Source organism: Arcicella sp. GW821-FHT09D11, assembly GCF_059416265.1.
Genome location: NZ_JBWKOV010000001.1, coordinates 471,909 through 495,938, shown reverse-complemented (window position 1 = coordinate 495,938; position 24,030 = coordinate 471,909). Strand labels below are relative to the sequence as shown.

The window sequence follows — 24,030 nt, the reverse complement described above, 5'->3', positions numbered from 1 at the left end:
ATTTCTAACGTTAATAAAACAAATCAAGCAATACATACGTGGACAAAAAAGTAATTTTAATCATCCTTGACGGTTGGGGAATAGCTCAGAAGGGTTATGAAGACCGTTCGGCAATCATTGCAGCAAAAACGCCATTTTATGATTCTATTTTGGCGAATAATCCAAACAGTACTTTAGTTACCTTCGGTCCTGAAGTTGGTTTACCAGAAGGACAATTTGGTAACTCAGAGGTTGGCCATATGAACTTAGGTGCTGGTCGTACTGTAAAACAAAGTTTGGTACGTTTGAATGATGCGATTGAACAAGATACTCTTCGTCATGAGCCAGTTTTGGTAAAGGCTATCAAATATGCAAAAGATAATAACAAACCTTTTCATTTGATGGGCTTAGTGTCTGATGGTGGCGTACACGCACATATCAATCACGTAAAAGCATTGTGCAATGTTTTAAAAGATAATGGTTTAGAAAAAGTATATATCCATGCTTTTACAGATGGACGTGATACTGACCCAAAATCTGGTAAAGGATATATCGCAGATTTATCATCATTCCTAGCAACCTCAGTAGGTAAAATTGCCAGTGTAACGGGTCGTTACTATGCCATGGATAGAGATAATCGTTGGGAGCGTATTCAGAAAGCTTACGACGTGATGGTAAAAGGGATTGGAACAGCAACAGAAGATGTGTTAGCGTCAATTGCAGCATCTTATGAAGCTGGTGTAACAGACGAGTTTATCGACCCACTTTTAGTGACTGAAAACGGAGTGCCTGTTGCTACTATTCAAGAGGGAGATGTTGTATTGTGTTTTAACTACCGTACAGACCGCCCACAGGAAATTACAAAAGCTTTGACGCAACAAGATTTTCCTGAGAATGGCATGAAAAAATTGGATATTCAGTATTATACTTTAACCAATTATAATAAGTCTTTCACGGGTATCAACGTTATTTTTGATGATAGTAACTTACCTGCTACATTGGGTGAAATACTATCAGAAGCTGGTAAAAAGCAAATCAGAATTGCTGAAACTGAAAAATACCCACACGTTACTTTCTTCTTCTCGGGTGGACGTAATGAAGAGTTTGAAGGTGAAAGCCGTATTTTGTGTAATTCTCCGAAAGTGGCTACTTACGATTTACAGCCAGAAATGTCTGTATATGAAGTACGTGATAGTTTAGTTCCTGCTTTGACAGCAGAAAAAGCTGATTTTGTATGTTTAAACTTTGCTAACCCTGATATGGTGGGTCATACTGGTGATTTCCAAGCAGTAGTTGATGCTTGCGAAGCAGTAGACCAATCGTTAGAAGCAGTAGTAACAGCAGGTGTTGAACATGGTTATTCTGTCATTGTGTTAGCTGACCACGGAAATGCTGATTACATGATTAATGATGACGGTTCGCCAAACACACAGCATAGCTTAAACCTTGTACCTTGTATTTTGATTGACAAAGATAAAAAAGCAATCAAAAACGGTAAATTAGGGGATATTGCTCCAACTATTTTAGATTTAATGGGTGTCGAAAAACCAGCAATCATGACTGGTCTAAGCTTAGTATAAGCTTGGAAAATATCAGCTAATCATAAAAAAGCGGTCAAAAAACTAATTTTGACCGCTTTTTTATGATTGATGTTCCCCGAATTCCTACTGTTTGAGCGAAGCGAGACGGGTCGCCGTTGCGATTAGGAATTCTTGATTTTCTTTTGCGGTCCGCCGCGCGGTTACTTTTCTTGTATCAAGACAAGAAAAGTAAGGACAAGACGATAATATACTCCAAGCATATAAATCTTATAATTCTAAACAAAAATTCGAGATGAACAATGTTTCTTATGGTAATGGGATAATTAACTTCTCTCCTCGTTCCGTAATATCTTTTGTTTTTTTGTTAGCAGTCATAATCAATTGTTTGCTAACGCCATATTTTTCGGCTACTACCCTCAGAATGTCTCCGGGGCCTACTGTATGAATTGCTTTTACTTTTACATTCAGCTTAGTAATTCCCACTTTAATACCCTCAGGTGAAATATCAGGATTAAGCGTTTGCAAAGCAGACTTGCTAAGATGATAACGATTGGCAATGCCATAAAAAGTTTCGCCCGATTGTACTGTATGGGTAAACGATGTTCCTTTTACGGCAACTTCAGTTGTCTTCTTTTCGGGTTTAGCTGTTTCCTCTTTCTTTTTAGGCTCTTCTTTTTCCTTCTCAGCTATTTTCTTATCTTCTTTTTCTTTCTTCTTTATTTCAGCTTTTTCTGAAGACTTTTTGCCTTCATTTTCGACATCCTCCTCAGGCATTTCTGACGGAGCGGTTACAAGATCAGCATCGTCTTGACCTTTCATCGCATCCGACTGTGGAGCAGTACTTAAAACAACTTCAGTTTTTGTAGTTTCATCACTCATCGACTGCCAACCAACATACAACAAAGCAATTACCAATGCCACTAAAACCAAAAGGGTTATCATTGGAATGTTTGAGTTTTCTTCAACTGGGCGAGGATTACGATAATCTTCCATATTTCGTAAGGATTGGTGAGGTTTATTTAAAAAATTAAAGAGTTTTCGACTGTTAAAATAATCAATTAATTTAAAACAACTAGTTATTTCCCTTCAATTCATTAACCATTTCTGCAACTTTTTCGCTTAGTTCGCTTTTATAATTTTGCAATTTAGTAGCTATTTCCTGATTTTCAATACCCAACATTTGTATAGCAAGAATTCCTGCATTTTTAGCACCATTCAAAGCGACAGTAGCCACAGGAACACCTGAGGGCATTTGTAAAATAGAGAGTACAGAATCCCAACCGTCGATTGAATTGGAAGATTTTACAGGTACACCAATGACAGGAAGCGTTGTTACAGAAGCTACCATGCCCGGTAAATGTGCCGCACCGCCTGCTCCAGCAATGATTACTTTAACGCCTCTTTCACGAGCAGTCTGTGCATACTCAACCATTTTTAAAGGTGTTCTATGAGCCGAAACGATGTCTATTTCATACTCTACTCCAAATTGTTTACAAACGTCGGCAGCTTCTTGCATTACTTTAATGTCTGAAATACTACCCATGATGATTCCTACCATTGTACAATAACAAATTAAATTGCGTTATAAAGAATACAAATTTAGGTCGAAAAATCGAAAAAGCCTCTACTTCCTATAACGCAGAGGCTTTTAAAATAATATAAAGACTTAAAGATTAAGCATTTTCAGAAGATTCAGTAGAGGTATTTTCTGTCGATTCTTCGTCAATACTAGCTACAGGCTCATCTTCTTTTCGTTTACCTGTTATAAAACGCCAGACGGCTGTTAAACCTGCACCAATTGCCACAATACCCAGTTTTCCTAACTTGAGTAATGGAAGGAAAAACTTACCTAATAGTCCTAAGAAACCTAATTTAGCCAATACTTTCCCTGCTACTAAACCTCCGATACCTACGGCTGCCACAACATCTAAACCTGGGTCGAAATCTTTGTATTTATTGCCATCTGTAAATTCTACAATGTTCAAAACCTTGCTGATGTCATTATTTACCATGGCTAATTGAGACATTCCACCTACAGCATTTAATATCAACACGCCTTTTCTACCCAAAATCCTAATGTTGTAATTAAGTGTATTTTCGGCGCTATCATCAAATTTAATTTCTTTGGCCCAATGCAATACCTTATGCTCTTTGTCATAAAATGGTTTTGCTGCCCAACCCACTAACTTAACACTTCCATAACCCTCTTTTACTCGTTCTTCATTGCCAGCAGTTATATCTTCTTGCATGTCAGCTAGCAGGTCGTCATAGTTTATGTCGTCTGCGTCATCATCTTTTACAAAACCCATTTCGTCCCACTGGATAATAAAAGAATAGCTTGACCCATCAGTCACTTTTCCACCTTCTGGCAAAATCATGCCCAATAATTCTTGTGGAGGATTCCCCCAGAGGTCAGTTACAACAAAATTAGCTTGTTCGGCATTCAGGAATTTAAAGCCAGTAGGAATGGTAATTTTTGCAATACCATTTTTTAGCAAGATTGTACCATGTTGATAATTCATGGCATGCTCAACGGAATCAATGTAGGCTTCTTGCACTGCCAAGGCTTTTGATTCCTCATCACTGGTTTTTTTGTCTTTCTGTGCAGATACTGAATAAAAAAAAGAGATACATAACAGTAGTAGACCTAAAGTTTTTTTCATGTGTATAAAATTTAAGATGTGAGCCTTAAAAATATCATTAATAAATGAAAAAAGGAAAATAATTTATTAAATGGTAAGTTTAGGGCTGGGTAGCATACTATCACAACTTTCATAATTTACAGATAGAATAGCTTAATTGTATTTAACCATAATTATGAGCTCTATCTATATTACAGAATAGATATATGTAGAGCCACCGTATTGTAAATTTTTAACTACATCAGTCAAACCTTCACCAACGTTTTTTGTGATAGCCTGTAAAACCTCTATTAATTCGTTATAACTATTGGGTTTTACGAAATAGCATATTGCTCCGAGTTTAACGGCGTTGACCATGTCTTCTTTATGCGATGATGTAGAGATAATGATTACGGGTATATTTTTATAGTTCTTGTCGTGTTTCAATTTTTTAAGACATTCCCAACCATCCATAATTGGCATGTTTAAATCCAAAAATATAAGTTGAGGTTTCTCACTAAGCATTCCTAGTTTCCTGAAAAACTCTTCACCATTAATTGCACAATGACATATAATATTATTGTCTATGTCTTCCAGTGCCTCGCAAAACATTTCCGCATCATCCCTATCATCATCAGCTAAAAAAATTATCTTTTGTTCCATGTCTAAATACCTATTTCTTTTTGTTTTAATGGAAGTGTTATAACAAATGTAGCTCCTTTGTCTAAACTGCCAATTGCAATAATATCGCCACCATGACGCTCTACAATTTTCTTACAAAGCGATAATCCTAAACCTGTACCTTCATAATCATCTTTTGAATTTAGGCGGGTAAACGTTTCAAATATTTGCACTGCGTACTCAGGTTTAAAACCAATGCCATTATCTGTCACCGTAATACGACAAAAGTCTTGATTATCCATTGCTGAAGATATTGATATATGTGGAGGTATACCAGTTTTCGCAAACTTGATTGAGTTGTTGATAAGGTTATAAAAAAGTTGGTAAAGCAGTACCATAGCACCTTCTACTGTAGGAAGGTTTTGATACTCAATTGTTCCACTTGTCTTTTGTAAGGCAACTTCCAAATCGGTCTCAATATTTCGAATCACTTCATTCAGATTAACAGATTCCGCCTTTTGTTCTATCGCATTGATAGTTGAGTAGGCTAATACGCCATCAATCATTGCGAACATACGATCAGTAGCAACATGGATTCTTTGCATAAATCGCATTCCTGTATCATCTAAATTTTGGCGAAGGTGGTCTTCCAACCTGCCTGTGAAGGTTTTTATTTTTCTTATCGGTTCTTTAAGGTCGTGTGAAGCAACATGGGCAAACTGTTGTAGGTCTTCGTTAGAGCGCTGTAATTCGAGAGTACGTTTGGTAACTTGCTGTTCTAATGTTCCAGACAATATTTTATAACGAATTTCACTTTCCTCTACTTTTCGTCTGGCTTGTACCTGTAGCGTATTGTCTAATACCCATACCACAATTTTCTTTACCGCACCAGTCGAATCTTTCATCGCCTCATAAATAAATGTAACGTAAATTATCTCCTCTTTTCCATGTCTTATAAGCATGAGTTCGGCTTCATTTGCATAGAAAGGTTTTCCAGTATCAACGACTTCCTGTAGAGGAGCTTCGTAAGTGGAAGCCACTTCAGCGAAAGTATCCCAATATTTTTTATTAATAATAGATTCGTATGGTTTACCAGCTATTTCGACAAATTTATCATTCACAATCTCACTGACCAAAGTATTGGCATCCATCAAGCAAATCCCGACAGGAGAATTTAAGACCATATTACGAAGGTCTTCTTCACTTTCTTCCAGTTTTTTTCGCGCTGTTACCTGTTCAGTTACGTCTATAGCTACCTGAATCATCCCAATAATCTTGTCTTCTTCCTTTAATGGGCGATAGGCAATATTATAATAATAATCTTTTAATACTCCAGTGCGTTTATGAGGCACCAGTACTTCGAATTGGTCAAAAGGCGTACCTTCCCTATAAACCTTTATAACCTGTTTCCAAATATATTGATCGGCTAGTTCAGGCATATTGGAAAGTAAGGGAGTGCCAATCACTTCTTCTCCAAAACCAATCATTTCAAGCATAGATTTATTGATTTGCTCAATAACCAAATCATCACCCATAAGCACTAATGTGGGAGCAGGTGTCTGATCAATCATGCTACGGATACGATTTTCACTTTGCTGAAGTCTTTCCTCAATACGCTTTATCTCAGTGATGTCACGGGTCGTACCTGCAATAGCTTCTACCTGACCATCTTGATTTAAGACTGGCACGAGAATATAGTCATAAATTCGACTTCCAAGTTCAGCATGCGGAAAGGAAACAGTTCCACGGATTGATTTTTTTGTGGAAATTATCTCGTCAATTTCTCGCTCATGCATCTGTGCATGCCATTCTTCGTAGCCATTTTCGCGAAGCCCACGACCTATGGCATCTTCTGCACTTTTACCCCACATCGTAAGAAGTGCCTTATTAGCATAACTAAATCTGTAATCAAGGTCAAAAACATACACTAGGTCAGGTGTGTTATCCGTAATGGAGTCGTACAGTCGTTTTTGCTTTTCGGTAATCTCTAAAGCATTATTGAGAGTTATCTCTGAATGTTTCCGCTCTGTGATATCTTCTGTTGTTACTACTAGTAGTTCTCTTTGTTTTACGGCTGTAAAATGAAACCAGTGCTTCATTCCTTCTCCTGTATAATAACGTTCAAACCTAGCAGTAATACCCGTTTCTGCAACCTCAATAAACTTTTCAAGAATGTCGGTTTGTTTTACCATAGGAAAAACATCGCCAAACCGCTTATCTTTATAATCAATATCGCCAATCCAGTTAAGCGTATATGCATTAAAAAGTAATATTGTAAAATCTTCAACCCTACCTTTTTCATTATACAGACATTGCATCAGGGCAATCCCATTGGGAGCAGAATCAAAAATAGTTTGAAAAAGGTCTTTGTTGTCAGTTAATTCCATTGTTATAAAATATGTCTTTGGAAAGTATTATCACTATGATGAGTTAACTATAGATAATAAGCGGTTTGTATATTCATTGCAAATCAACTCTGCTGAATAAACCAGATTTTTCAGATAAAGTTTTAAGATATTAATTAGCAGGGTATTTGGATAAGTAATAAGAAAAAGTGTGCAATATTCTAAAGAGCACTCAATTATAGCTCTCACACAAACAATTCAATACACAACTTTACAGCAAATTAGCAGAAAATTTTAGAAGTTTAAATATTACAAAAACAAAAAATTCGAAGGAATTTTCCTTCGAATCATGATTAGACGATACAAGAGGTGAAGTATTCCAGCAAATATATTCGTCTTGTACAAATACTACCTATCATGTTGCTCTACTATTGCCAATATTAAGCAATCACTTTGAGTGTTTCTTTTACAGCTTTCACTTTTTCTTTTAAAGAAGTCAAGTCTTCGTCTACTACCGTTACATGTCCCATTTTACGAAATGGCTTTGTGATTTTTTTGCCATACAAAAATGGATAGACACCTGCTATTGCTAAAGCCTCATCCATGCCAACATATTTTACTTCGCCAGTGTAATTATCTTCACCCAATAAGTTCACCATCGCTGCTTTTGAATGCGCAGTAGTATCGCCTAATGGCAGGCCTAAAACAGCCCTAAGATGTTGTTCAAACTGAGAAGTATGGTTGGCTCTGATAGTATGATGTCCGCTATTATGTGTACGTGGCGCTACTTCGTTAATAAGAATCTGACCATCTTTTGTCAAAAACATTTCAACTGCTAATAAGCCAACAATCCCTAATTTTTCGGCAGTCTCTATCGCAATTTGTTTTGCTTCCTCATGAATACTTTCATTCACAGCGGCTGGTGCGAAAAGGTATTCAACCAGATTATGCACAGGATGAAACACACATTCTACGGTTGGGAAAGTCTTAATTTCGCCATGTTCGTTTCTAGCTACGATTACGGCTATCTCTTTATCAAAGTCGATGGCTTTTTCTAGTAAACTTGGTTCTGTAAAGGCCAAAGGTAAATCAATCTCAGAACTTAGTTTTTGTACGCCTCTTCCGTCATAACCTCCTTTGCCTAATTTATTGAAAGCAGGTAAGAAATCAAGATTTTTGCTTATTTCTTCTACAGAATCTGTCAGGATAAAATCAGAAGTAGGCAGATTATTATCTAAATAAAATTGTTTCTGAATGCGTTTATCTTGAATGATTTCTAATACTTCAGGTTGAGGGAATACTTTTTTCCCCTCTGAACGAAGTTTTTTTAAAGCCTCTAAATTAACATTCTCGATTTCAATCGTAATTACTTCACAGTCTTGTCCAAACTGGTAAACAGTGTCATAATCAAGAAACGACCCCACAACAAACTCTGGTGCAATTTTAGCACAAGGAGCATCAGGGTCAGGGTCAAGTGCTTTTACATGAATATCTAAATCGATAGCGGCCTGAAGTAACATTCGTCCTAACTGACCGCCTCCTAATAAACCTAATTTGAAATTTTTAGAAAACATTGGATGGCTGTAGGGAAAAGATACTAGCAATTAGTCGTAAAACTTGAAAAAAAAGCTTGTTTGTTTTGTCGTAGTATCCTTACCTTTTTTTAATTTTTCACAAAATTACGTTGAAATCTGTAAACCTTAGTAAATTTGTGTACTCTAAATAAATTAGAGGGGAAATTTTGGAGAAAAATTTATGAAAAATTCAATAAATCTTCGTTTTGGTATTTTGGTTGCTATTATTTTAGTAGCTACTGCTTTTCGTTTTTTAGCGGTTAGCGTACCATCTTTATCAAACTTTTCACCAGTAGGCACTATTGCACTATTTGGTGGAGCATATTTTACTAAAAAATATTGGGCTTTTGTAGTACCTATTCTTGCTTTGTGGTTATCAAACTTGGTGTTGAATAACGTTTTTTACAAACAGTGGTATCCTACATTTTCATTCGGATTCGATGCCTCGGTATTTATCAGTTTTGCTTTAGTGGTGTTAGTAGGAATTGTTACTTTGAAAAAAGTAAATTTAACAAACTTACTTGGTGCTAACTTATTGGGCACGCTAGTGTTTTTTATTGTATCAAACTTCTTTGTTTGGACAGAAGGAAAAATCTATCCTCAAACTTTTGATGGATTGGTATCATGCTATACAATGGCTTTGCCATTCTTGAAAAATACATTGATGAGTAACCTAATCTTTTCTGCCATTATGTTTGGTGCTTTTGAATACGCACAATCAACTAGCAAATCGTTGCAGTTGCAATAAGGTATTTTATTTTGAAACATTCGCTACCCCTAATTTTCTCATAAAATAGGGAGTTTAAAAAGATTTCGTAAACTTTTGGATTTATACTCGTCCTTACTTTTTGCATCAAGGCAAAAAGTAACAAAAAAATCAAGAATTCCTAAACTCGCTTCGCTCAAACAGTAGGAATTCGTTGTTTATCAATCATAAAAAAGCGGTCTAAATTATTTTTTAGACCGCTTTTTTATGATTGATAAATTTGGAATAACTCATTTATTATGTAGTCTCGTACATTATATAAAACAAAAGAAGTGAGGGATAACCTCACTTCTTTCTATAATTAATATTTATTTATTTACTTACACCTCAATGTCAACAATAGCTGCTAAGTGTTTCCAGAAAGAAGGGTATGATTTTACTACTACGTCTGGTTCTTCAATCTCTACCTCTGCAATTAAAGCTAAAGGAGCAAAAGCCATTGCCATACGGTGGTCATCATAAGTGTGGAATGATACGCCCGCTGGAATGCTTTGATTACTCGAAGTCAATAAGTATTTATGATTTTTTTCAGTTTCTACTAAACTTGCTCCAATTTTAGCCAATTCTGTTTGTAAGGCATAAATTCTATCAGTTTCTTTTACTTTTAGCGATTCTACGCCTGTTAAAGTAAGCGGAATATTTTTAGCTGCTGCTACTACACAAACCGTTTGAGCAAGGTCTGGACAATTGGTAAAGTCCCAAGTTAAAGCACTTTCAGCAGGAATTTTAGTTAATTTAAAACCACGACCTGTATATTCAGATTTCACTCCTAGGTGACTCATAATAGCTGTAATGACCGAATCGCCTTGTAATGAATTTTCTTTTAATCCTAATAACTCTAATTCAGCATCTTCAAATTCAGAAAGTGCTACGATTGAAAACCAATAACTTGCGCCTGACCAGTCAGATTCAATCGCATAAGGAATTACTTCATATTTTTGAGCAGGTACTGTAATAGTCAAATTTTCCCAATCTGGACTTACCGTAATCCCGAAACTTTTCATTTGCTGAATTGTCATTTCGATATAAGGTTTAGACCCTAACTCTCCCGTAATCGTCAGAATTAATCCTTCTGGCAACAATGGGGCAATCATTAAAATAGCAGAAATATATTGTGAAGAAACATCCCCTCTGATAGATAAATGATTGTTTCCAGAGAAACTAAATCCATTTAATTGTAAAGGAGGATAACCTTCTTTGTTTAAATATTCAATATCAGCACCCAAAGAACGAAGGGCATCTACTAAAATACCAATCGGACGTTCGCACATTCTTGGCGTACCTGTCATCGTTTTGTGTTGACCTGTTACTGCGAAATATGCCGTTAAAAAACGCATAGTAGTACCAGCATCAATCACATCTGCAATAGCATCGTCAGAAGCCAACAAACGCATCATCGTTTGAGTGTCGCGGGCTTCCGCAAGATTTGATAAATTGTCTTTTCCTTGTGCCAAGGCATTGATAATCAAGGCACGATTAGATTCTGATTTTGAAGAAGGTAAAGGTATTTCCGTTTGGAAAGATTTCAGTACTTTAGGAAGTAATAGCTTTTTCAATGTATGATTTCTGATTTATTTTCGGAAAATATCATTCCCGATATACTTCTCTGATTCGTTTTTGGGATTTAAAGAATACAAAGATACAAGAAAAGCTTGAAAATAGGCTCTGTAGAAAAGCTTTACACCATACAAAACAGGCTTTAGAAGTCTTCATCCTCTACAATACTCTCTCTAAAACGTTCTTGATAGGTATTCAATAATTCTTCTAATTGCCAAGCAGTAATGGCTAATGTATTGATGGGAATCTCTTGAATCCGTCCATTATTAGTAAAAACTAACGTTTCTGAATAATTATTATCTTTTACTTCTGGACGAATCTGTAAACCATGCACAAATGCCCAAGAAACAAAAGGTTGACCAACTACTTGAATGCCATCTTGACTAATAATAATTTTCGCTTTTGATTTAATGTTTTCTAAATACTTATAAATCAAAAGGATGCTAGTAAATAAACACAGAAAGCTTGAAAGATATTCCGTTCTAATCAAGAAAAAAATCACATAAAGGAAAGTTCCTAAACCGCCTAATAGTAATAAAAGGTGGTCAGAGGGACGCGTATTAATAATGGTAACCTGAGGAATATTTATGTTTTCAGACATATCAGTTCAAACTAGGGTCGCTAGGATAATTAGCTAATACTTTAAAAGAACCCCCCATCTCTTTGAGAATGGTTCTCCAAAAATTTTCTATTGGCGTATCAAAAATTACTTCTGCGGTAGTGGTTGATACAATCCATGAGTCTTTCTTGAGTTCATTGTCTAGTTGGTCTTCTTCCCAACCCGAATAGCCAATAAAACAGCGGATATCGCTAGGAGATAAAACACCATTATTAAGCAAACTCTTTACTTGTTGGAAGTTTCCCCCCCATGTAACACCATCCATCAAAGTAATGCCTCCTTCGATGATATCAGGACGGCGGTGTACATAATGCAAAGTATTATGCTGAACTGGTCCCCCTACATAAAGGGGTATATCTGGATAAATATTTTCTTCTAATACATCATCAAGATTAAGGTTAGAAGCTTGATTCAGAATCAATCCAAAAGAACCTTGGTTAGTTTCGTGTTCACAAATAAGTACAACACTTCGATTGAAGTTAGGATCCTTGAGAAAGGGTTCTGAGATAAGTATGGAGCCTTTTGTGACGTTCTTCATTGTAGGTATTTAAAGGATTATTGGTGAATTAAGGATTATTTATAAATCTTTGCAGGAATATCCTGAAAGGATTGTAATGATATAGATTAAGTGCTATGGAGCTTAATTAAGAAGTTTAACTAAAAATACAATGCAAAACCTGAATCTCCAAACTACTTACCTACTTTTAGGCTCAAATTTGGGAAACAGAGAAGAAATTCTTGAAAATGCTATTGAATTAATTGGAAATAGGGTAGGGCATGTGCTCAAACGTTCAACGTTTTATGAAACCGCACCGTGGGGCGTAGATAATCAGCCTAATTATTTGAATATTGCCATTGCGGTAACTACAAGTCTGAATCCTAATGAATTGTTGATACAAACACAACAGATTGAAGAAACGTTAGGAAGAGTACGACTAGAAAAATGGGGTGCAAGGTTAATTGACATTGATATTATTTTTTTCGGAGAACAAATTGTTAACGAGCCAACCCTTGTAATTCCCCATCCGTTAATGCACGATAGAAATTTTGTGTTAGTACCGCTCGAAGAAATTGCACCCGATTTTATACACCCAATTTTTCATAAAAGTATTACAGCGTTATGTAATCTCTGTGCTGACATAGGAGAAGTAAAACCTTATTTATGACCAACAGAATACGGGAGGAGGAGCGTAAAAAAAGTAGTATTCCCGTTAGTATGAGCATTGATGCTACCGCCGTGAAGTTTTACAATCCGATTGACTAATGACAACCCAACGCCATAACCTTTGATATTGGCAGTATTTTGGCTTCTATAGAAAGGTTCAAATACTAAAGCGATTTCTTTCTGAGGCATAGCGCCTGTGTTTTCAAACTGTACTTCAATTTGGTTTTCCAAAAAGCGAATACATACTTTTACGGAATGGTTGTCAGAGAACTTACAGCCATTTTCCAATAAATTTACAAAAGCTGTTTTGAGTAATTGTGCATTTCCTTGGATAACGAGTTGCGTATCTTCTTCTAATTCACTGGTGAAGTTTACCTGTACTTGATAGTCTTTTTCAGCTTGTAATAGTAAATCTCCTGCTTCCCAGATGATTTCGTCGAGACGTACTTCATCATACATCAGACTATGATTCAAATCACTTACTTTGGCTAGCTCTAATAAAGTATTTGATAATTGTCCCAACTCCCGAATATCTTGTCTGACAGACAGTAGCGTTGTTAAATATTGCTCTTCACTTCTGCTTTTCAGTAACGTAACATCTATTTGAGACCCTATTTTCATCAAAGGATTTTTCATTTCATGAGATACATTCGAAACAAATAAGTTTTGTAAACGAAATACCTCTCCAATTCTTTCTAGGAGCTCATTAAAGGTAGCTGTTAACTGCCCGATTTCATCTTTGGGGTTTTGAATCGTCAGGCGTTGATTGACGTTTTGAGGATAAATAGTCTTTACTTGTTTAATTACCTCAGAAATAGGCGATAAGGCACGAACGGAGAAATACCAACCCGTTACTGCCACAACGGCAATTACAATAAAAAATAAGCCAAACATGGTGTTTTGTAAGTTCTTTAAATCGCGCTCTCCTGATGAATCTACGGCACCTGCAATGGTAACGACCCTATTGAAGCGGTCTCTGTAAAGAATACCTACAATCTTAAAATCTCCTTGTGTAAATCTTGAAATGCGTTCTTTTCTTACCTGATTAAGCATCTCAGAAGAAATCTTGAACCCACTGGTATCATTGGTAGAATATACTTTTAGGTTTTCATAATCGTAAATAATGAGGTTTTCACGATATAGCACATCTCTGTTATTCTGATTGATTTTCTTGAGCAACTTTGAATTCACTTCATTAAACGTCACTAACAATTTGGCAGAAGTAGAAGCTTTTTGGGTAAGACGATTATAAAATTCTTCCTTTACGTAATTATGACGTAAACCATAAATCACAATAAAAATCACCAAAACAATTACAGACACCAAAAGTGTAAATTGTAGGGTAAGCTTTGCTCTAATTTGCATAATTTATGATAACGTTTTAAAATTACTCTTCAACTTTTAATACATAACCAACTCCATATTGGGTATGGATAAGTTTGGTATCATAGTTTTTATCAATTTTCTTGCGAAGCATCGTCATAAATACTTCGATAACGTTTGTGCCCATTTCAAAACGACTATCCCATACTTTTTCGGCAATATCTGCTTTTGAAATTACCTTCCCCTGATTTCTTAAAAGATATTCTAACAAAGCAAACTCACGAGCGGTTAAATCAATTTTATTACCAGCCCTAGTTACTAAATGGGCATCCAGATTCATTTCTAAATTATTATAGCTCAAAATATTGGTATTACTAAGTAATGGCGCAACATGAGTACGTTTGCTCAATACCTTAATACGTGCCATGAGTTCCAGAAAATCAAAGGGCTTTACTAAATAATCGTCAGCACCAGCATCAAAACCCATCAATTTTTCTTGAATACTACCCATTGCCGTAAGCATTAGAATAGGAGTGACTACTCCTTCTTCACGAAGTTGTTTGCACAATTCAAGCCCGTTAATACCTGGCATAATGATGTCAGTAACGATGATTTGATATTGATTTTTGCGTGCAAGGTGTTTGCCGATGAGTCCGTCATAAGCTATATCTACTTCAAAACCATTTTCCTCTAATCCCTGTCGAAGCGATTGGAGTGTTTTGGGTTCATCTTCTATTAATAATATTTTCATGGATATTGTAGGTAAATACTTTATCAAAGATAAAATAAAAAACTCCGCAAGACACTTAAATTCTTGCGGAGCCATCACTAATTAAATATTTTTATAGATTTTCAGAGACTTTTGATTTATCCATCGTTGCCATCGTTCCAAAAACATAATCCCAAAGCGGAGAAGAAACACCAAAAACAGCATTGCCGTCTTTATAGTGATGTACAGCATGGTTAATCCATAATTGCTTCATAAAGTTTTTAGGTGGTGCATACGCATGAACAGAATAATGTACTAACAAGTACGCTGCATATCCCCAAATAAACCCTGGGAAAAAAGCATAGGCTGCTTCGCCCATAAAAACGAAAAAGAAAGAAAATAATGACACCGCTACAATCACCGCTACGATAGGAGGCATTGCCAAACGTGTTTTATCTTTTGGGTATTCATGGTGTACCCCATGAGCAATGTATTGAAATTTAGCTCTTGCTTCAGTGGTAGGCTCAATGTGGTATACACTTCTATGAACCCAATATTCAATAAATGTAAATGTGATAGCACCAGCTATGAATAAAGTACCAATAAGCCAATTTTCTAAAGCTGTATGTGTAAAGGCATAAAACCCCAATACAAAACCTGCAACAAAAAATAACGATACAGGAATGGCAATATGCGTGTGGGATAATTTCTCTAAGATTGGATTCTCAAATAATTGCTTCGATCCACTATTTTTAGGTCTTATTTTTGTGTTTTTCGCTTCCATGATACTATTTTCGATAAGTAGGAGAGTTAGCGTATAAATTGTATTAATTTAATATAAAGAGCTTAATACCTATCATTTTGTTGAATTATAACGACAAAGATACTGAACTTTTATTTACAATAAAATACCGTTTGTCATGTAATATGATGATAATCTACCTATATGATTAATAGTCAATACGCTATGTTTGATTGTTTTTAGGAGATTTAGCTTTAATAATTAATCTTAACGACTGGTCGTATGTAACATAATTCCATAACCAGTTAATAAATATCAGTACTTTGTTTTTTACGCCTACAATAGCAATTAAGTGCACAAACATCCATGTAAGCCAAGCAAAAAAACCTTGAAAACGCCAAAATGGTAAATCTACGACGGCCTTGTTTCTACCGATAGTAGCCATTGACCCTAAATCTTTGTATTTAAAATCTTCTAGGGCGTTGCCTTTTAGCATATTTTTTAGATTGGTAGCCAATAGGTCACCTTGCTGTATCGCTGGTTGAGCTACTTGTGGGTGACCATTCGGAAATTTATCTTCAGTCATATAGGCTACATCACCAATCGCAAAAATGTTTTCATAGCCATCTACCAGATTTTGTCTATTTACTTTCAACCTTCCACCACGAACCATCACTTCTGGCTTGATACCCTGTATCACATTCGCTTTTACCCCCGCTGCCCATACTAAATTGTTGGTTCGGATAGTGGTACCATTGTTAAAATAAACGTGCTTACCATCAAAATCGGTCACTCGGGTATTGAGGTGAACAATCACGCCTAATTGTTCCAGATAATCTTTTGATTTAATTTGTGCGTTCACCGACATCGGCCCTAACAATTCAGTGCCCGACTCTATAATATGCACTTGCATCAAATCAAAATCTAGCTCTGGATAGTCATTTGGCAAAACCATTTTTTTCATTTCAGCCAGCGTTCCTGATACTTCCACACCAGTAGGCCCGCCACCCACTACTACTACATTCATCAAGCCGATTTTATCTTCTTCTTGATCAGCTAATAAGGCTTTTTCAAAGTTTTCTAATAGTCTATTCCTAAGCCCGAGTGCTTCGCCTACCGATTTCATGGGCAGAGCATTATCTTCAATATTTTTATTGCCAAAAAAATTGGTGTCAGCTCCAATAGCCAATACTAAATAGTCGAAAGTAAGCTCTCCAATATTAGTTTCAATAATATTTTGCTCAGGAATAATCTTTGTTACAGTAGCTACCCTTACAAATACATTGTTGTAATGATGAAAAGCTAACCGAAGCGGAAATGAAATGGCTGATGGTTCAAGCCCAGCAGTCGCTACTTGATAAAACAGCGGTTGAAATTGATGATAATTGTTTTTGTCAATCAGAACGACTTCAAAATCATCACTACCTGCTAATTCCTGGGCTAGTTTTAGTCCTCCAAAACCTGCTCCAATAATTACTACTCTTTTACGATTACTTTCTTGAATGTTCAGGGGCATACTGTTGTTAATTTAAGGTATCCACAGCACAGGGTTGGGGTGGAAATTTCCAACTTTTAGCTGTTACTTCTTCATAGTAACGTTCATATAGGGGTAAAATATTGGCAATATCAAATTCTTTAGCTCTTTCATGGGCATTATGTTTGAATCTGGCTAATACTGCGTCATCTTCAAGAATTGAAATGGCATTTTTTGCCATATCGTCAGTATCTCCAATTTTGGAAACATAACCTGTTACCCCATTGATGTTTACTTCTGGCAATCCACCAGCATCTGATGAAATGATTGGAACCTCACAGGCCATTGCTTCTAGGGCTGCCAAACCAAAACTTTCTTTTTCAGAAGTCAGTAAGAATAAATCTGCCAATGAAAGTACCTCCTCTATTACATCTAATTTCCCTAAAAACCTTACGTCTTGTTGTACGCCCAATTCTCTGCAAAGCATTTCAATAGAAGTACGTTCTGGGCCATCGCCAACTAAGAGTAATTTAGAGGGAATCTTCTGATTTACTTTATGAAAAACATGTACCACGTCCTCAATTCTCTTTACTTTCCTAAAATTTGAGGTATGCATCAGCAGTTTTTCCCCATTCGGACAAATCGCTATTTTGAAGTGATCTTTACGAAGCTTTTTAAAACGTTCTAAATCGATAAAATTAGGAATTACCTCTATTTTGCTGACAATTTCAAATTCGTCATAAGTATCGTTTTTCAAACTTTCAGAAACTGCCGTAACGCCGTCAGACTCGTTGATAGAAAAAGTAACGACAGGCTCAAAAGAAGGGTCTTTACCTACTAAAGTAATGTCTGTTCCATGCAAAGTGGTGATAAAAGGGATATGAATACCCTTTGATTTTAGAATTTGTTTAGCCAAATAAGCCGCCGAAGCATGCGGAATCGCATAATGAACGTGTAATAAATCGAGCCTTTCGTTGATAACAACATCAACAATCTTACTTGCCAATGCCGATTCGTAAGGAAGGTATTGGAAAAGTGGATAGCTTGATACACTCACTTCGTGATAGTAGATATTTTCGTTAAAAAAGTCTAACCTTGAAGGTTGTGAATAGGTGATAAAATGTACTTCATGACCTGCCTTAGCAAGTGCCTTACCTAATTCTGTGGCTACTACACCACTACCTCCGTAAGTAGGATAACAAACAATTCCGATTTTCATTAATCTAATATTGAAGCGGTTCGCCGCACGTTGTGGATATGTAAAGTTAAGTCTTAGCGAATAGACTTATCAAAAGACTAACACACAAAAACAAAAAAAAATCTCTTTAAGTCACTAAAAAGTTTTTTAAGGGACGAAAATGGAATAAATTTGGTTGTTAGAGTAAATCGTTTATCCCACTGTTGCTGTTTAATTCATGAAAGTTAGCCTTTAACAAAATGTTGAGAACCCCTCGTAAAATAACATATCTACAAGTAATTATGGGCTTTAGTCGACTAATCCGTTGGCAGAATTTAGCAATTATCGTATTTACCCAATACTTCACAAGGTATTTTCTAATTCGTGATAAACCTCTTTCCTTTGGTCACTTAGTTGAAATTCTAGTTGAAAAAAACTTATTCCTCATATCGCTGGCCACAGTGCTAATTGCGGCCTCAGGTTATATTATTAACGATTATTACGATATTAAGATAGACCTTGTTAATAAACCAGATAGGGTAGTGATTGGGCGATATATCAAAAGAAGATGGGCATTATTGATACACCAATTTTTTAATGGTGCTGGTATAGCGTTGGGCTTGTTGGTTGATAAAAAAATAGCCTTGGTAAACCTATTTGCCGTTTTTTGTTTATGGCTCTATTCTAATCAATTAAAAAGATTACCCTTTTGGGGGAATTTAATGGTAGCCATCCTCACGGGTTTTTCTTTATTAGTGTTGGCTGTTTATTATCCCGGACATCAGCGTCAAGTGTGGGTATATGCCACCTTTTCGTTTTTTATTACTTTAATTAGAGAAATAATTAAAGACATGGAAGATGTAAAAGGTGACGAACTACATGGGTGCAAAACTCTCCCCATTATTTGGGGAATTGCTCGTACAAAAAGACTAGTTTTTGGATTTATAGCAATATTTATCTCAATCCTGTTTGTACTAGCCGCACAGTTGCCTAATCAGCGGGTAGCTTATATTTTCCTAGTACTGATGTTCCCAGTAGGTTTTTTGACCTATAAATTAGTGTATGCTGATAAACCAGACGACTTTGCTTTTTTGAGTAATGCCTGTAAAATGATTATGTTGATAGGTGTGCTAACGATGATATTTGCGTAGGGCTTTATTATAAATAACTAAGCCAGATAAAATAAAAAGAGGCTTCGTTTTAGCGAAGCCTCTGAATAATCATCATTAAAGTTGATTAAAAATGTTCAAAACCTGGGGACGTAACATTAATCAATGTACCAGATTTCATCATTAGTTTTACGCCATCCACATCGTTTGTCATATAGCCTAAAAAGCTAATATCAGACATGTTTTTGATGGTTTCAAAGTCTTCTTGTTTTACCGTAAATAACAATTCATAATCTTCGCCACCATTCAAGGCGGCCGTCATCGGACTAAAATTCAATTCAGTAGCCACCAAATATGTTTGGTCGTCGATTGGAATTTTATCTTCAAAAATCACCGCACCCGTGCCCGAGTTTTTACAAAGATGTAATAACTCAGAAGCCAATCCGTCTGAAACATCAATCATTGATGTTGGAACAACGCCTAAATCACGTAATTCATAAATTACATCCATTCGGGCATTCGGTTTCAATTGACGCTCTATTACATAATCTTTGTCTTTATCTAACTGAGGTTGCATATCAGGATTCGCCAAGAATACCTGTTTTTCTCTTTCAAGGGCTTGTAAACCAATCAAGGCAGCACCCAAATCACCTGAAACGCAGATGATATCATTTGTCTTCGCAGTATTTCTTAAAACGATGTTCTTCTTTTCAGCAGTACCCAACGCCGTAATCGAAATCACTAAACCAGCACGCGACGCCGAAGTATCACCCCCTACTAAATCTACTTTATATTCATCACAAGCTATCTTGATTCCTTCATACAATTCTTCAATGGCTTCTACTGAAAAACGATTGCTCAACCCTAGACTGACGGTAATTTGTTTTGGAATAGCATTCATTGCCGCAATGTCAGAAACGTTCACTGCAACAGCCTTATAGCCTAAATGTTTAAGGGGAGTATAAGCTAAATCGAAATGTACGCCTTCCATCAAAAGATCAGTAGAAACTACTAATTCTTTCCCAGCGGTATCAATAATAGCAGCATCATCGCCAATGCCTTTGATGGTTTCGGGATTGATGTTTTGAAATTTTGAATCGATTAACTTTATCAAGCCAAATTCTCCGATTGTACTTAATTCTGTTCTTGTTTCCATCCTACAAAGTTACGTTGGATTTTGTGATTGAGACAACCGAAGGATTGATATTTTAGGGAAAAGAAAAAAGCCACCCAGTTACGGATGGCTTCGGTGCAATAATTTATGTTTGGTTTAAGGATTTACTAATTGTAAATTAACAATTTTATTACCAGCTTTTATATCAGCCTGTAAAGATTCCAACGTAACAGCAGCACCAGTACCATCAATACTAACAATAGTAAATTCTATCGTACCTGTTGTGCCTGTAGGGTTGTTTCCTGCTGCGTTTTTCAAGCCTGTAAGACTTAACGTTTTATCTGTATTTGTTAAAGTCCAGCTTCCTGTGAAAGTAGAGTTATCTTTAGCAGTTAATGTAGCCGCACCTGATGAAGTCAAGCTTAATTTATAATAACTATATCCAGCCTCGATGTTTGTTGCTTTTGTTTTGTTATAAACTTCGACACCTGCTTCCTTAGCAATGCTTACTGTGAATGTTTTTGTTAGCTTTTCTTTCACAGAAGGCTCAACTGCATTTTTACCACCACAGCTACTTAATACTAAGATAAAGGCAAATAGAATAGAAAGGGATAGAATTAATTTTTTCATTACCATGTTAGATTTTTAATTTTTGAGAGATAAAAATGATAAAATAAATTGATTTCAGCAAATTTGATACAATATATAAAAAATAATTATGCTAAAAAAATACTCCAAATCTCAACTATCGTTAAGAAATGGTCAAGACCGTGATGAAATCTGGGTAGCCTACAAAGGTCATATTTATGATGTTACTCATTCAAGACTTTGGCGTAATGGCAAACATTACGAACATTGGGCTGGGCAAGACTTAACAGATGAACTAAAAGACGCACCTCATACTGATAAAGTTTTTGAAAAATTTACTATTGTGGGTGAATTGATTTAGCTACTTTTATATGACTACTACACTTAAAAAAAGGTTGCATTTCATTTTTATAATAATACATTTTAAATAGAAACAATGATTTTAATTGCAGAAAGTGGTTCAAGTAAAACAGATTGGCGAATGATTGCTCCGAATGGAAGCGTATCGCAAGTCAAAACGATTGGGCTGAATCCATATTATCAAACGACTGATGCTATTATTGAAGAATTACAGAAAAATTTATTGCCTTCTCTTAACAATCAGGTAGTTTCTGAGATTTTTTATTATGGTACAGGCGTGACCAACGCTGAAAAAGCGGACATTATTCGTTTGGCTTTTAGGGCAATTTTTACGGAGGTAACATCTATTGAGGTTCATAGTGATATGTTGGCGGCAGCACGTGCTTTGTGTGGACACACTGCTGGTATTGCCTGTATTTTAGGAACGGGTTCCAATTCTTGTTTTTATGATGGAAGCGATATTACTTTTCAGGTACCGCCCTTAGGTTTTTGGTTAGGTGATGAAGGAAGTGGAGGTTATCTCGGCAAACAATTAGTGCTAAGTTATTTACACAAAGAAATGCCACAAGATATTCGTGATAAATTTGAAAAGCGTTTTGGTGCAAAAGACCGTCTGGAGGTGTTAGAAAATGCTTATCAGAAACCTTTTCCGAACAGATACTTTGCTTCATTTTCCAAATTTATTTTTGATAATAGGAATAATCAATTTACGTTTAAATTAGTAACAGATGCCTTTAGCCTATTTTTTGAAAAATACTTATTAAAGTATCCTGACTATCAGCAACACAAAGTTCATTTTACGGGTTCTGTCGCTTTTTATTATTCAGATATTCTTAGAAGAGTGGCTATCGAAAAAGGCTTTAGTATAGGAATAATTATGGAAAGTCCCATCGCAGGATTAACCTTATATCATAAGCCATCAAAGTTGTAAAACCTCACTGAAAAATGAATTCTACTAAGCTATTAGATGTTTAAAATAAAGAGACAGCTCTTAGCTATATCAGAAGATGACGCTCAACGTTTTAAAAAGGATACATATTTATGGCTAATTATGTTTTTGTATTACTTTTTTAGTAAAGAGTTATATTTTTGGTAGATTTTTGTCAAGCTTTGACCTTAGAATTGTAAATTAGGAAATGGTTTTAGTGATAATGTACAATTAAAAAAGGAGAATAATTTCATGGTAAATTACGATAGAAATTTAGGCACAAAACAGAAGGCTCTTCGCATCAATCTCGACCGCAGGATTTATGGCTCTTTTGCTGAAATCGGGGCGGGGCAAGACGTTGCGGCTAATTTTTTTAAGTCTGGAGGAGCATCAGGTACAATTGCAAAAACCATCTCAGCATACGACATGGCTTTTTCGGATGCGATTTATGGCGAAGAAGAGTCAGGGCGATATGTAGTAGAAGCCCGCTTAATGAAAATGCTTACGCGTGAGTATAAGTTATTGAATGTACGCTTGACGGAAATGGCCTCAGAACGTACATTTTTTGCTTTTGCTGATACTGTAGCTGCGTTAAACTATCAAAAAACTAATGATCCTCATGGTTGGATTGGACTACGTTTCCAACTTGAACCAAACGGTGCACCCAACGATGTTGTTATTCACGTAAGAATGAAAGACAACGATAACGTACTTCAGCAACAAGCTTTGGGGGTTATCGGTGTAAACCTGATGTATGGTTGCTTTTATTATAATGCTCAACCCGAAATTTTACTTCAATCTTTGATGGATGATTTATCATCCGACAGAATTGAGATTGATATGATTCGTTTCCGTGGGCCAGATTTTAAAGAGGTAGATGACCGTTTAATGTCACTTCACCTTGTAAAAAATGGATTTACCAATGCAGCACTTTTTGGTCCAGATGGTAATGTGATGCAACCTTCTGAGGCGTTCTATAAAAAACATATTGTAGCAGTACGTGGTCGTTTCAGACCAGTGACTAATGTTTCGTTAGATATGATCAAAACGGGCTTAAAGCAGTTTGAAGCTGAGCCTGATGTGGATGATGATAAAGTGGTTTTATTAGCCGAGCTTACTTTAAAGAATTTACAAGCTGGCGGAGAGCAAATCAACGAAAGGGATTTCTTAGACCGTGTAGATATCTTATGTTCACTTGGTCATACCGTGTTAATTTCAAACTTCCATGAATATTATCGTTTAGTGCAATACCTAGGTGGTTTTACCAAACTTAGAATGGGCTTGATTCTGGGGATGCCTAATCTTGATTATATCTTTGAAGAAAAGCACTATACTAATATTACAGGAGGAATTCTTGCAGCATTCTCAACATTGTTTGCTCCTAAAATTAAATTGTATTTGCACCCTATGTTGAATGCTGACGGAGAAATAGTAACTACTAAGGAATTTACTCCTCCTTCGCACCTTAAAGGATTGTTCCAATATTTGCAAGACAACGATAAGTTTGCGGATATTAAAAAATACGATAAAGACTTACTGAAAATTAATACCGATGCTGTATTGAGATTGATACAGTCTGGCGAGCCGGGATGGGAGGAATTAGTACCACCCGTAGTTTCTAAATTGGTAAAAGGAAATTGTTTATTTGGGTATCCATGCGAGGTAACACCCGCATAAAATATCAAAATAGCTTTTTAGTAATATAATTCTCAAATCCT

Annotated in this window: 23 protein-coding genes; 7 read left to right on the top strand and 16 right to left on the bottom strand. The window is 36.0% G+C overall.

All coding sequences use genetic code 11. The annotated features are described in order from the left end of the window. The first annotated feature begins 38 nt into the window (after window positions 1-38). Window positions 39-1,559 (top strand): 2,3-bisphosphoglycerate-independent phosphoglycerate mutase, encoded by a 1,521-nt coding sequence (gpmI, locus tag AC07N0_RS01980; protein ID WP_492800582.1) that lies wholly within the window; start codon window positions 39-41, stop codon window positions 1,557-1,559. Between the two features lie 267 nt (window positions 1,560-1,826). Here the strand turns inward: gpmI and AC07N0_RS01975 are convergent, their stop codons facing one another. The 6 genes from AC07N0_RS01975 to AC07N0_RS01950 form a co-directional block, all read right to left on the bottom strand. After that, on the bottom strand, window positions 1,827-2,513 hold the full coding sequence (locus AC07N0_RS01975; RefSeq protein WP_494587921.1) for a LysM peptidoglycan-binding domain-containing protein: 687 nt from the start codon (window positions 2,511-2,513) through the stop codon (window positions 1,827-1,829). 79 nt (window positions 2,514-2,592) lie between these two features. Beyond that, window positions 2,593-3,078: a 5-(carboxyamino)imidazole ribonucleotide mutase gene (gene purE / locus AC07N0_RS01970; protein WP_492800580.1), complete on the bottom strand. Its 486-nt coding sequence runs from the start codon at window positions 3,076-3,078 to the stop codon at window positions 2,593-2,595. A gap of 115 nt (window positions 3,079-3,193) precedes the next feature. Next, complete coding sequence (locus tag AC07N0_RS01965) at window positions 3,194-4,183, bottom strand: DUF2167 domain-containing protein (protein WP_494587919.1); 990 nt, start codon at window positions 4,181-4,183, stop codon at window positions 3,194-3,196. A gap of 165 nt (window positions 4,184-4,348) precedes the next feature. Continuing rightward, window positions 4,349-4,804: a response regulator gene (locus AC07N0_RS01960; RefSeq protein WP_494587918.1), complete on the bottom strand. Its 456-nt coding sequence runs from the start codon at window positions 4,802-4,804 to the stop codon at window positions 4,349-4,351. Window positions 4,805-4,806: 2 nt separating this feature from the next. Continuing rightward, the gene (locus tag AC07N0_RS01955) at window positions 4,807-7,149 is read right to left on the bottom strand and encodes a PAS domain-containing sensor histidine kinase (protein WP_494587917.1); all 2,343 of its coding nucleotides are present in this window, start codon (window positions 7,147-7,149) and stop codon (window positions 4,807-4,809) included. A 398-nt stretch (window positions 7,150-7,547) separates the two neighbouring features. Then, a complete protein-coding gene (locus tag AC07N0_RS01950; protein ID WP_494587916.1) occupies window positions 7,548-8,681 on the bottom strand; it encodes a 5-(carboxyamino)imidazole ribonucleotide synthase in 1,134 nt (377 codons plus the stop codon). A gap of 181 nt (window positions 8,682-8,862) precedes the next feature. On the opposite strand from AC07N0_RS01950, the gene AC07N0_RS01945 reads away from it, so the two are divergent. After that, window positions 8,863-9,429: a DUF6580 family putative transport protein gene (locus tag AC07N0_RS01945; RefSeq protein WP_494587915.1), complete on the top strand. Its 567-nt coding sequence runs from the start codon at window positions 8,863-8,865 to the stop codon at window positions 9,427-9,429. 338 nt (window positions 9,430-9,767) lie between these two features. On the opposite strand, the gene AC07N0_RS01940 is transcribed toward AC07N0_RS01945, so the two are convergent. The 3 genes from AC07N0_RS01940 to AC07N0_RS01930 all read right to left on the bottom strand — a co-directional run bounded on the left by AC07N0_RS01940 (window position 9,768) and on the right by AC07N0_RS01930 (window position 12,161). Continuing rightward, on the bottom strand, window positions 9,768-11,003 hold the full coding sequence (locus AC07N0_RS01940) for a 3-phosphoshikimate 1-carboxyvinyltransferase (protein WP_494587914.1): 1,236 nt from the start codon (window positions 11,001-11,003) through the stop codon (window positions 9,768-9,770). A 143-nt stretch (window positions 11,004-11,146) separates the two neighbouring features. Beyond that, window positions 11,147-11,605 (bottom strand): hypothetical protein, encoded by a 459-nt coding sequence (locus AC07N0_RS01935; RefSeq protein WP_494587913.1) that lies wholly within the window; start codon window positions 11,603-11,605, stop codon window positions 11,147-11,149. A 1-nt stretch (window position 11,606) separates the two neighbouring features. Further along, window positions 11,607-12,161 (bottom strand): YqgE/AlgH family protein, encoded by a 555-nt coding sequence (locus tag AC07N0_RS01930; protein ID WP_309913475.1) that lies wholly within the window; start codon window positions 12,159-12,161, stop codon window positions 11,607-11,609. 130 nt (window positions 12,162-12,291) lie between these two features. Here AC07N0_RS01930 and folK point away from each other — a divergent pair, with 130 nt between their 5' ends. Next, the gene (folK, locus tag AC07N0_RS01925; RefSeq protein ID WP_494587912.1) at window positions 12,292-12,789 is read left to right on the top strand and encodes a 2-amino-4-hydroxy-6-hydroxymethyldihydropteridine diphosphokinase; all 498 of its coding nucleotides are present in this window, start codon (window positions 12,292-12,294) and stop codon (window positions 12,787-12,789) included. On the opposite strand, the gene AC07N0_RS01920 is transcribed toward folK, so the two are convergent. The 5 genes from AC07N0_RS01920 to bshA form a co-directional block, all read right to left on the bottom strand. Beyond that, window positions 12,780-14,153: a HAMP domain-containing sensor histidine kinase gene (locus AC07N0_RS01920; RefSeq protein ID WP_492800571.1), complete on the bottom strand. Its 1,374-nt coding sequence runs from the start codon at window positions 14,151-14,153 to the stop codon at window positions 12,780-12,782. The two genes, folK and AC07N0_RS01920, sit on opposite strands and share 10 nt — an antisense overlap. A 22-nt stretch (window positions 14,154-14,175) precedes the next feature. After that, complete coding sequence (locus tag AC07N0_RS01915) at window positions 14,176-14,862, bottom strand: response regulator transcription factor (protein WP_492800570.1); 687 nt, start codon at window positions 14,860-14,862, stop codon at window positions 14,176-14,178. A 91-nt stretch (window positions 14,863-14,953) separates the two neighbouring features. Beyond that, on the bottom strand, window positions 14,954-15,604 hold the full coding sequence (locus AC07N0_RS01910; protein ID WP_494587911.1) for a sterol desaturase family protein: 651 nt from the start codon (window positions 15,602-15,604) through the stop codon (window positions 14,954-14,956). 181 nt (window positions 15,605-15,785) lie between these two features. After that, window positions 15,786-17,078, bottom strand: a complete 1,293-nt coding sequence (locus AC07N0_RS01905; protein WP_492800568.1) for an NAD(P)/FAD-dependent oxidoreductase — start codon at window positions 17,076-17,078, stop codon at window positions 15,786-15,788. A 7-nt stretch (window positions 17,079-17,085) separates the two neighbouring features. Further along, window positions 17,086-18,255, bottom strand: a complete 1,170-nt coding sequence (gene bshA, locus AC07N0_RS01900) for an N-acetyl-alpha-D-glucosaminyl L-malate synthase BshA (RefSeq protein WP_492800567.1) — start codon at window positions 18,253-18,255, stop codon at window positions 17,086-17,088. Window positions 18,256-18,473: 218 nt separating this feature from the next. Between bshA and AC07N0_RS01895 the strand changes: the two genes are divergently transcribed. Then, window positions 18,474-19,364, top strand: a complete 891-nt coding sequence (locus tag AC07N0_RS01895) for a geranylgeranylglycerol-phosphate geranylgeranyltransferase (protein ID WP_494587910.1) — start codon at window positions 18,474-18,476, stop codon at window positions 19,362-19,364. Window positions 19,365-19,449: 85 nt separating this feature from the next. On the opposite strand, the gene thiL is transcribed toward AC07N0_RS01895, so the two are convergent. Both thiL and AC07N0_RS01885 read right to left on the bottom strand, forming a co-directional pair. Continuing rightward, on the bottom strand, window positions 19,450-20,478 hold the full coding sequence (gene thiL / locus AC07N0_RS01890) for a thiamine-phosphate kinase (protein WP_492800565.1): 1,029 nt from the start codon (window positions 20,476-20,478) through the stop codon (window positions 19,450-19,452). Between the two features lie 114 nt (window positions 20,479-20,592). Next, window positions 20,593-21,066, bottom strand: a complete 474-nt coding sequence (locus tag AC07N0_RS01885) for a hypothetical protein (protein WP_494587909.1) — start codon at window positions 21,064-21,066, stop codon at window positions 20,593-20,595. 88 nt (window positions 21,067-21,154) lie between these two features. Here AC07N0_RS01885 and AC07N0_RS01880 point away from each other — a divergent pair, with 88 nt between their 5' ends. From AC07N0_RS01880 to AC07N0_RS01870, 3 genes are all read left to right on the top strand, one after another. Beyond that, complete coding sequence (locus AC07N0_RS01880; RefSeq protein ID WP_494587908.1) at window positions 21,155-21,385, top strand: cytochrome b5 domain-containing protein; 231 nt, start codon at window positions 21,155-21,157, stop codon at window positions 21,383-21,385. Between the two features lie 75 nt (window positions 21,386-21,460). Next, window positions 21,461-22,315, top strand: coding sequence for an N-acetylglucosamine kinase (locus AC07N0_RS01875; RefSeq protein WP_494587907.1), 855 nt, complete (start codon window positions 21,461-21,463; stop codon window positions 22,313-22,315). Window positions 22,316-22,564: 249 nt separating this feature from the next. Next, complete coding sequence (locus AC07N0_RS01870) at window positions 22,565-23,989, top strand: TonB-dependent receptor (RefSeq protein ID WP_492800561.1); 1,425 nt, start codon at window positions 22,565-22,567, stop codon at window positions 23,987-23,989. The last annotated feature ends 41 nt before the right edge of the window (window positions 23,990-24,030 follow it).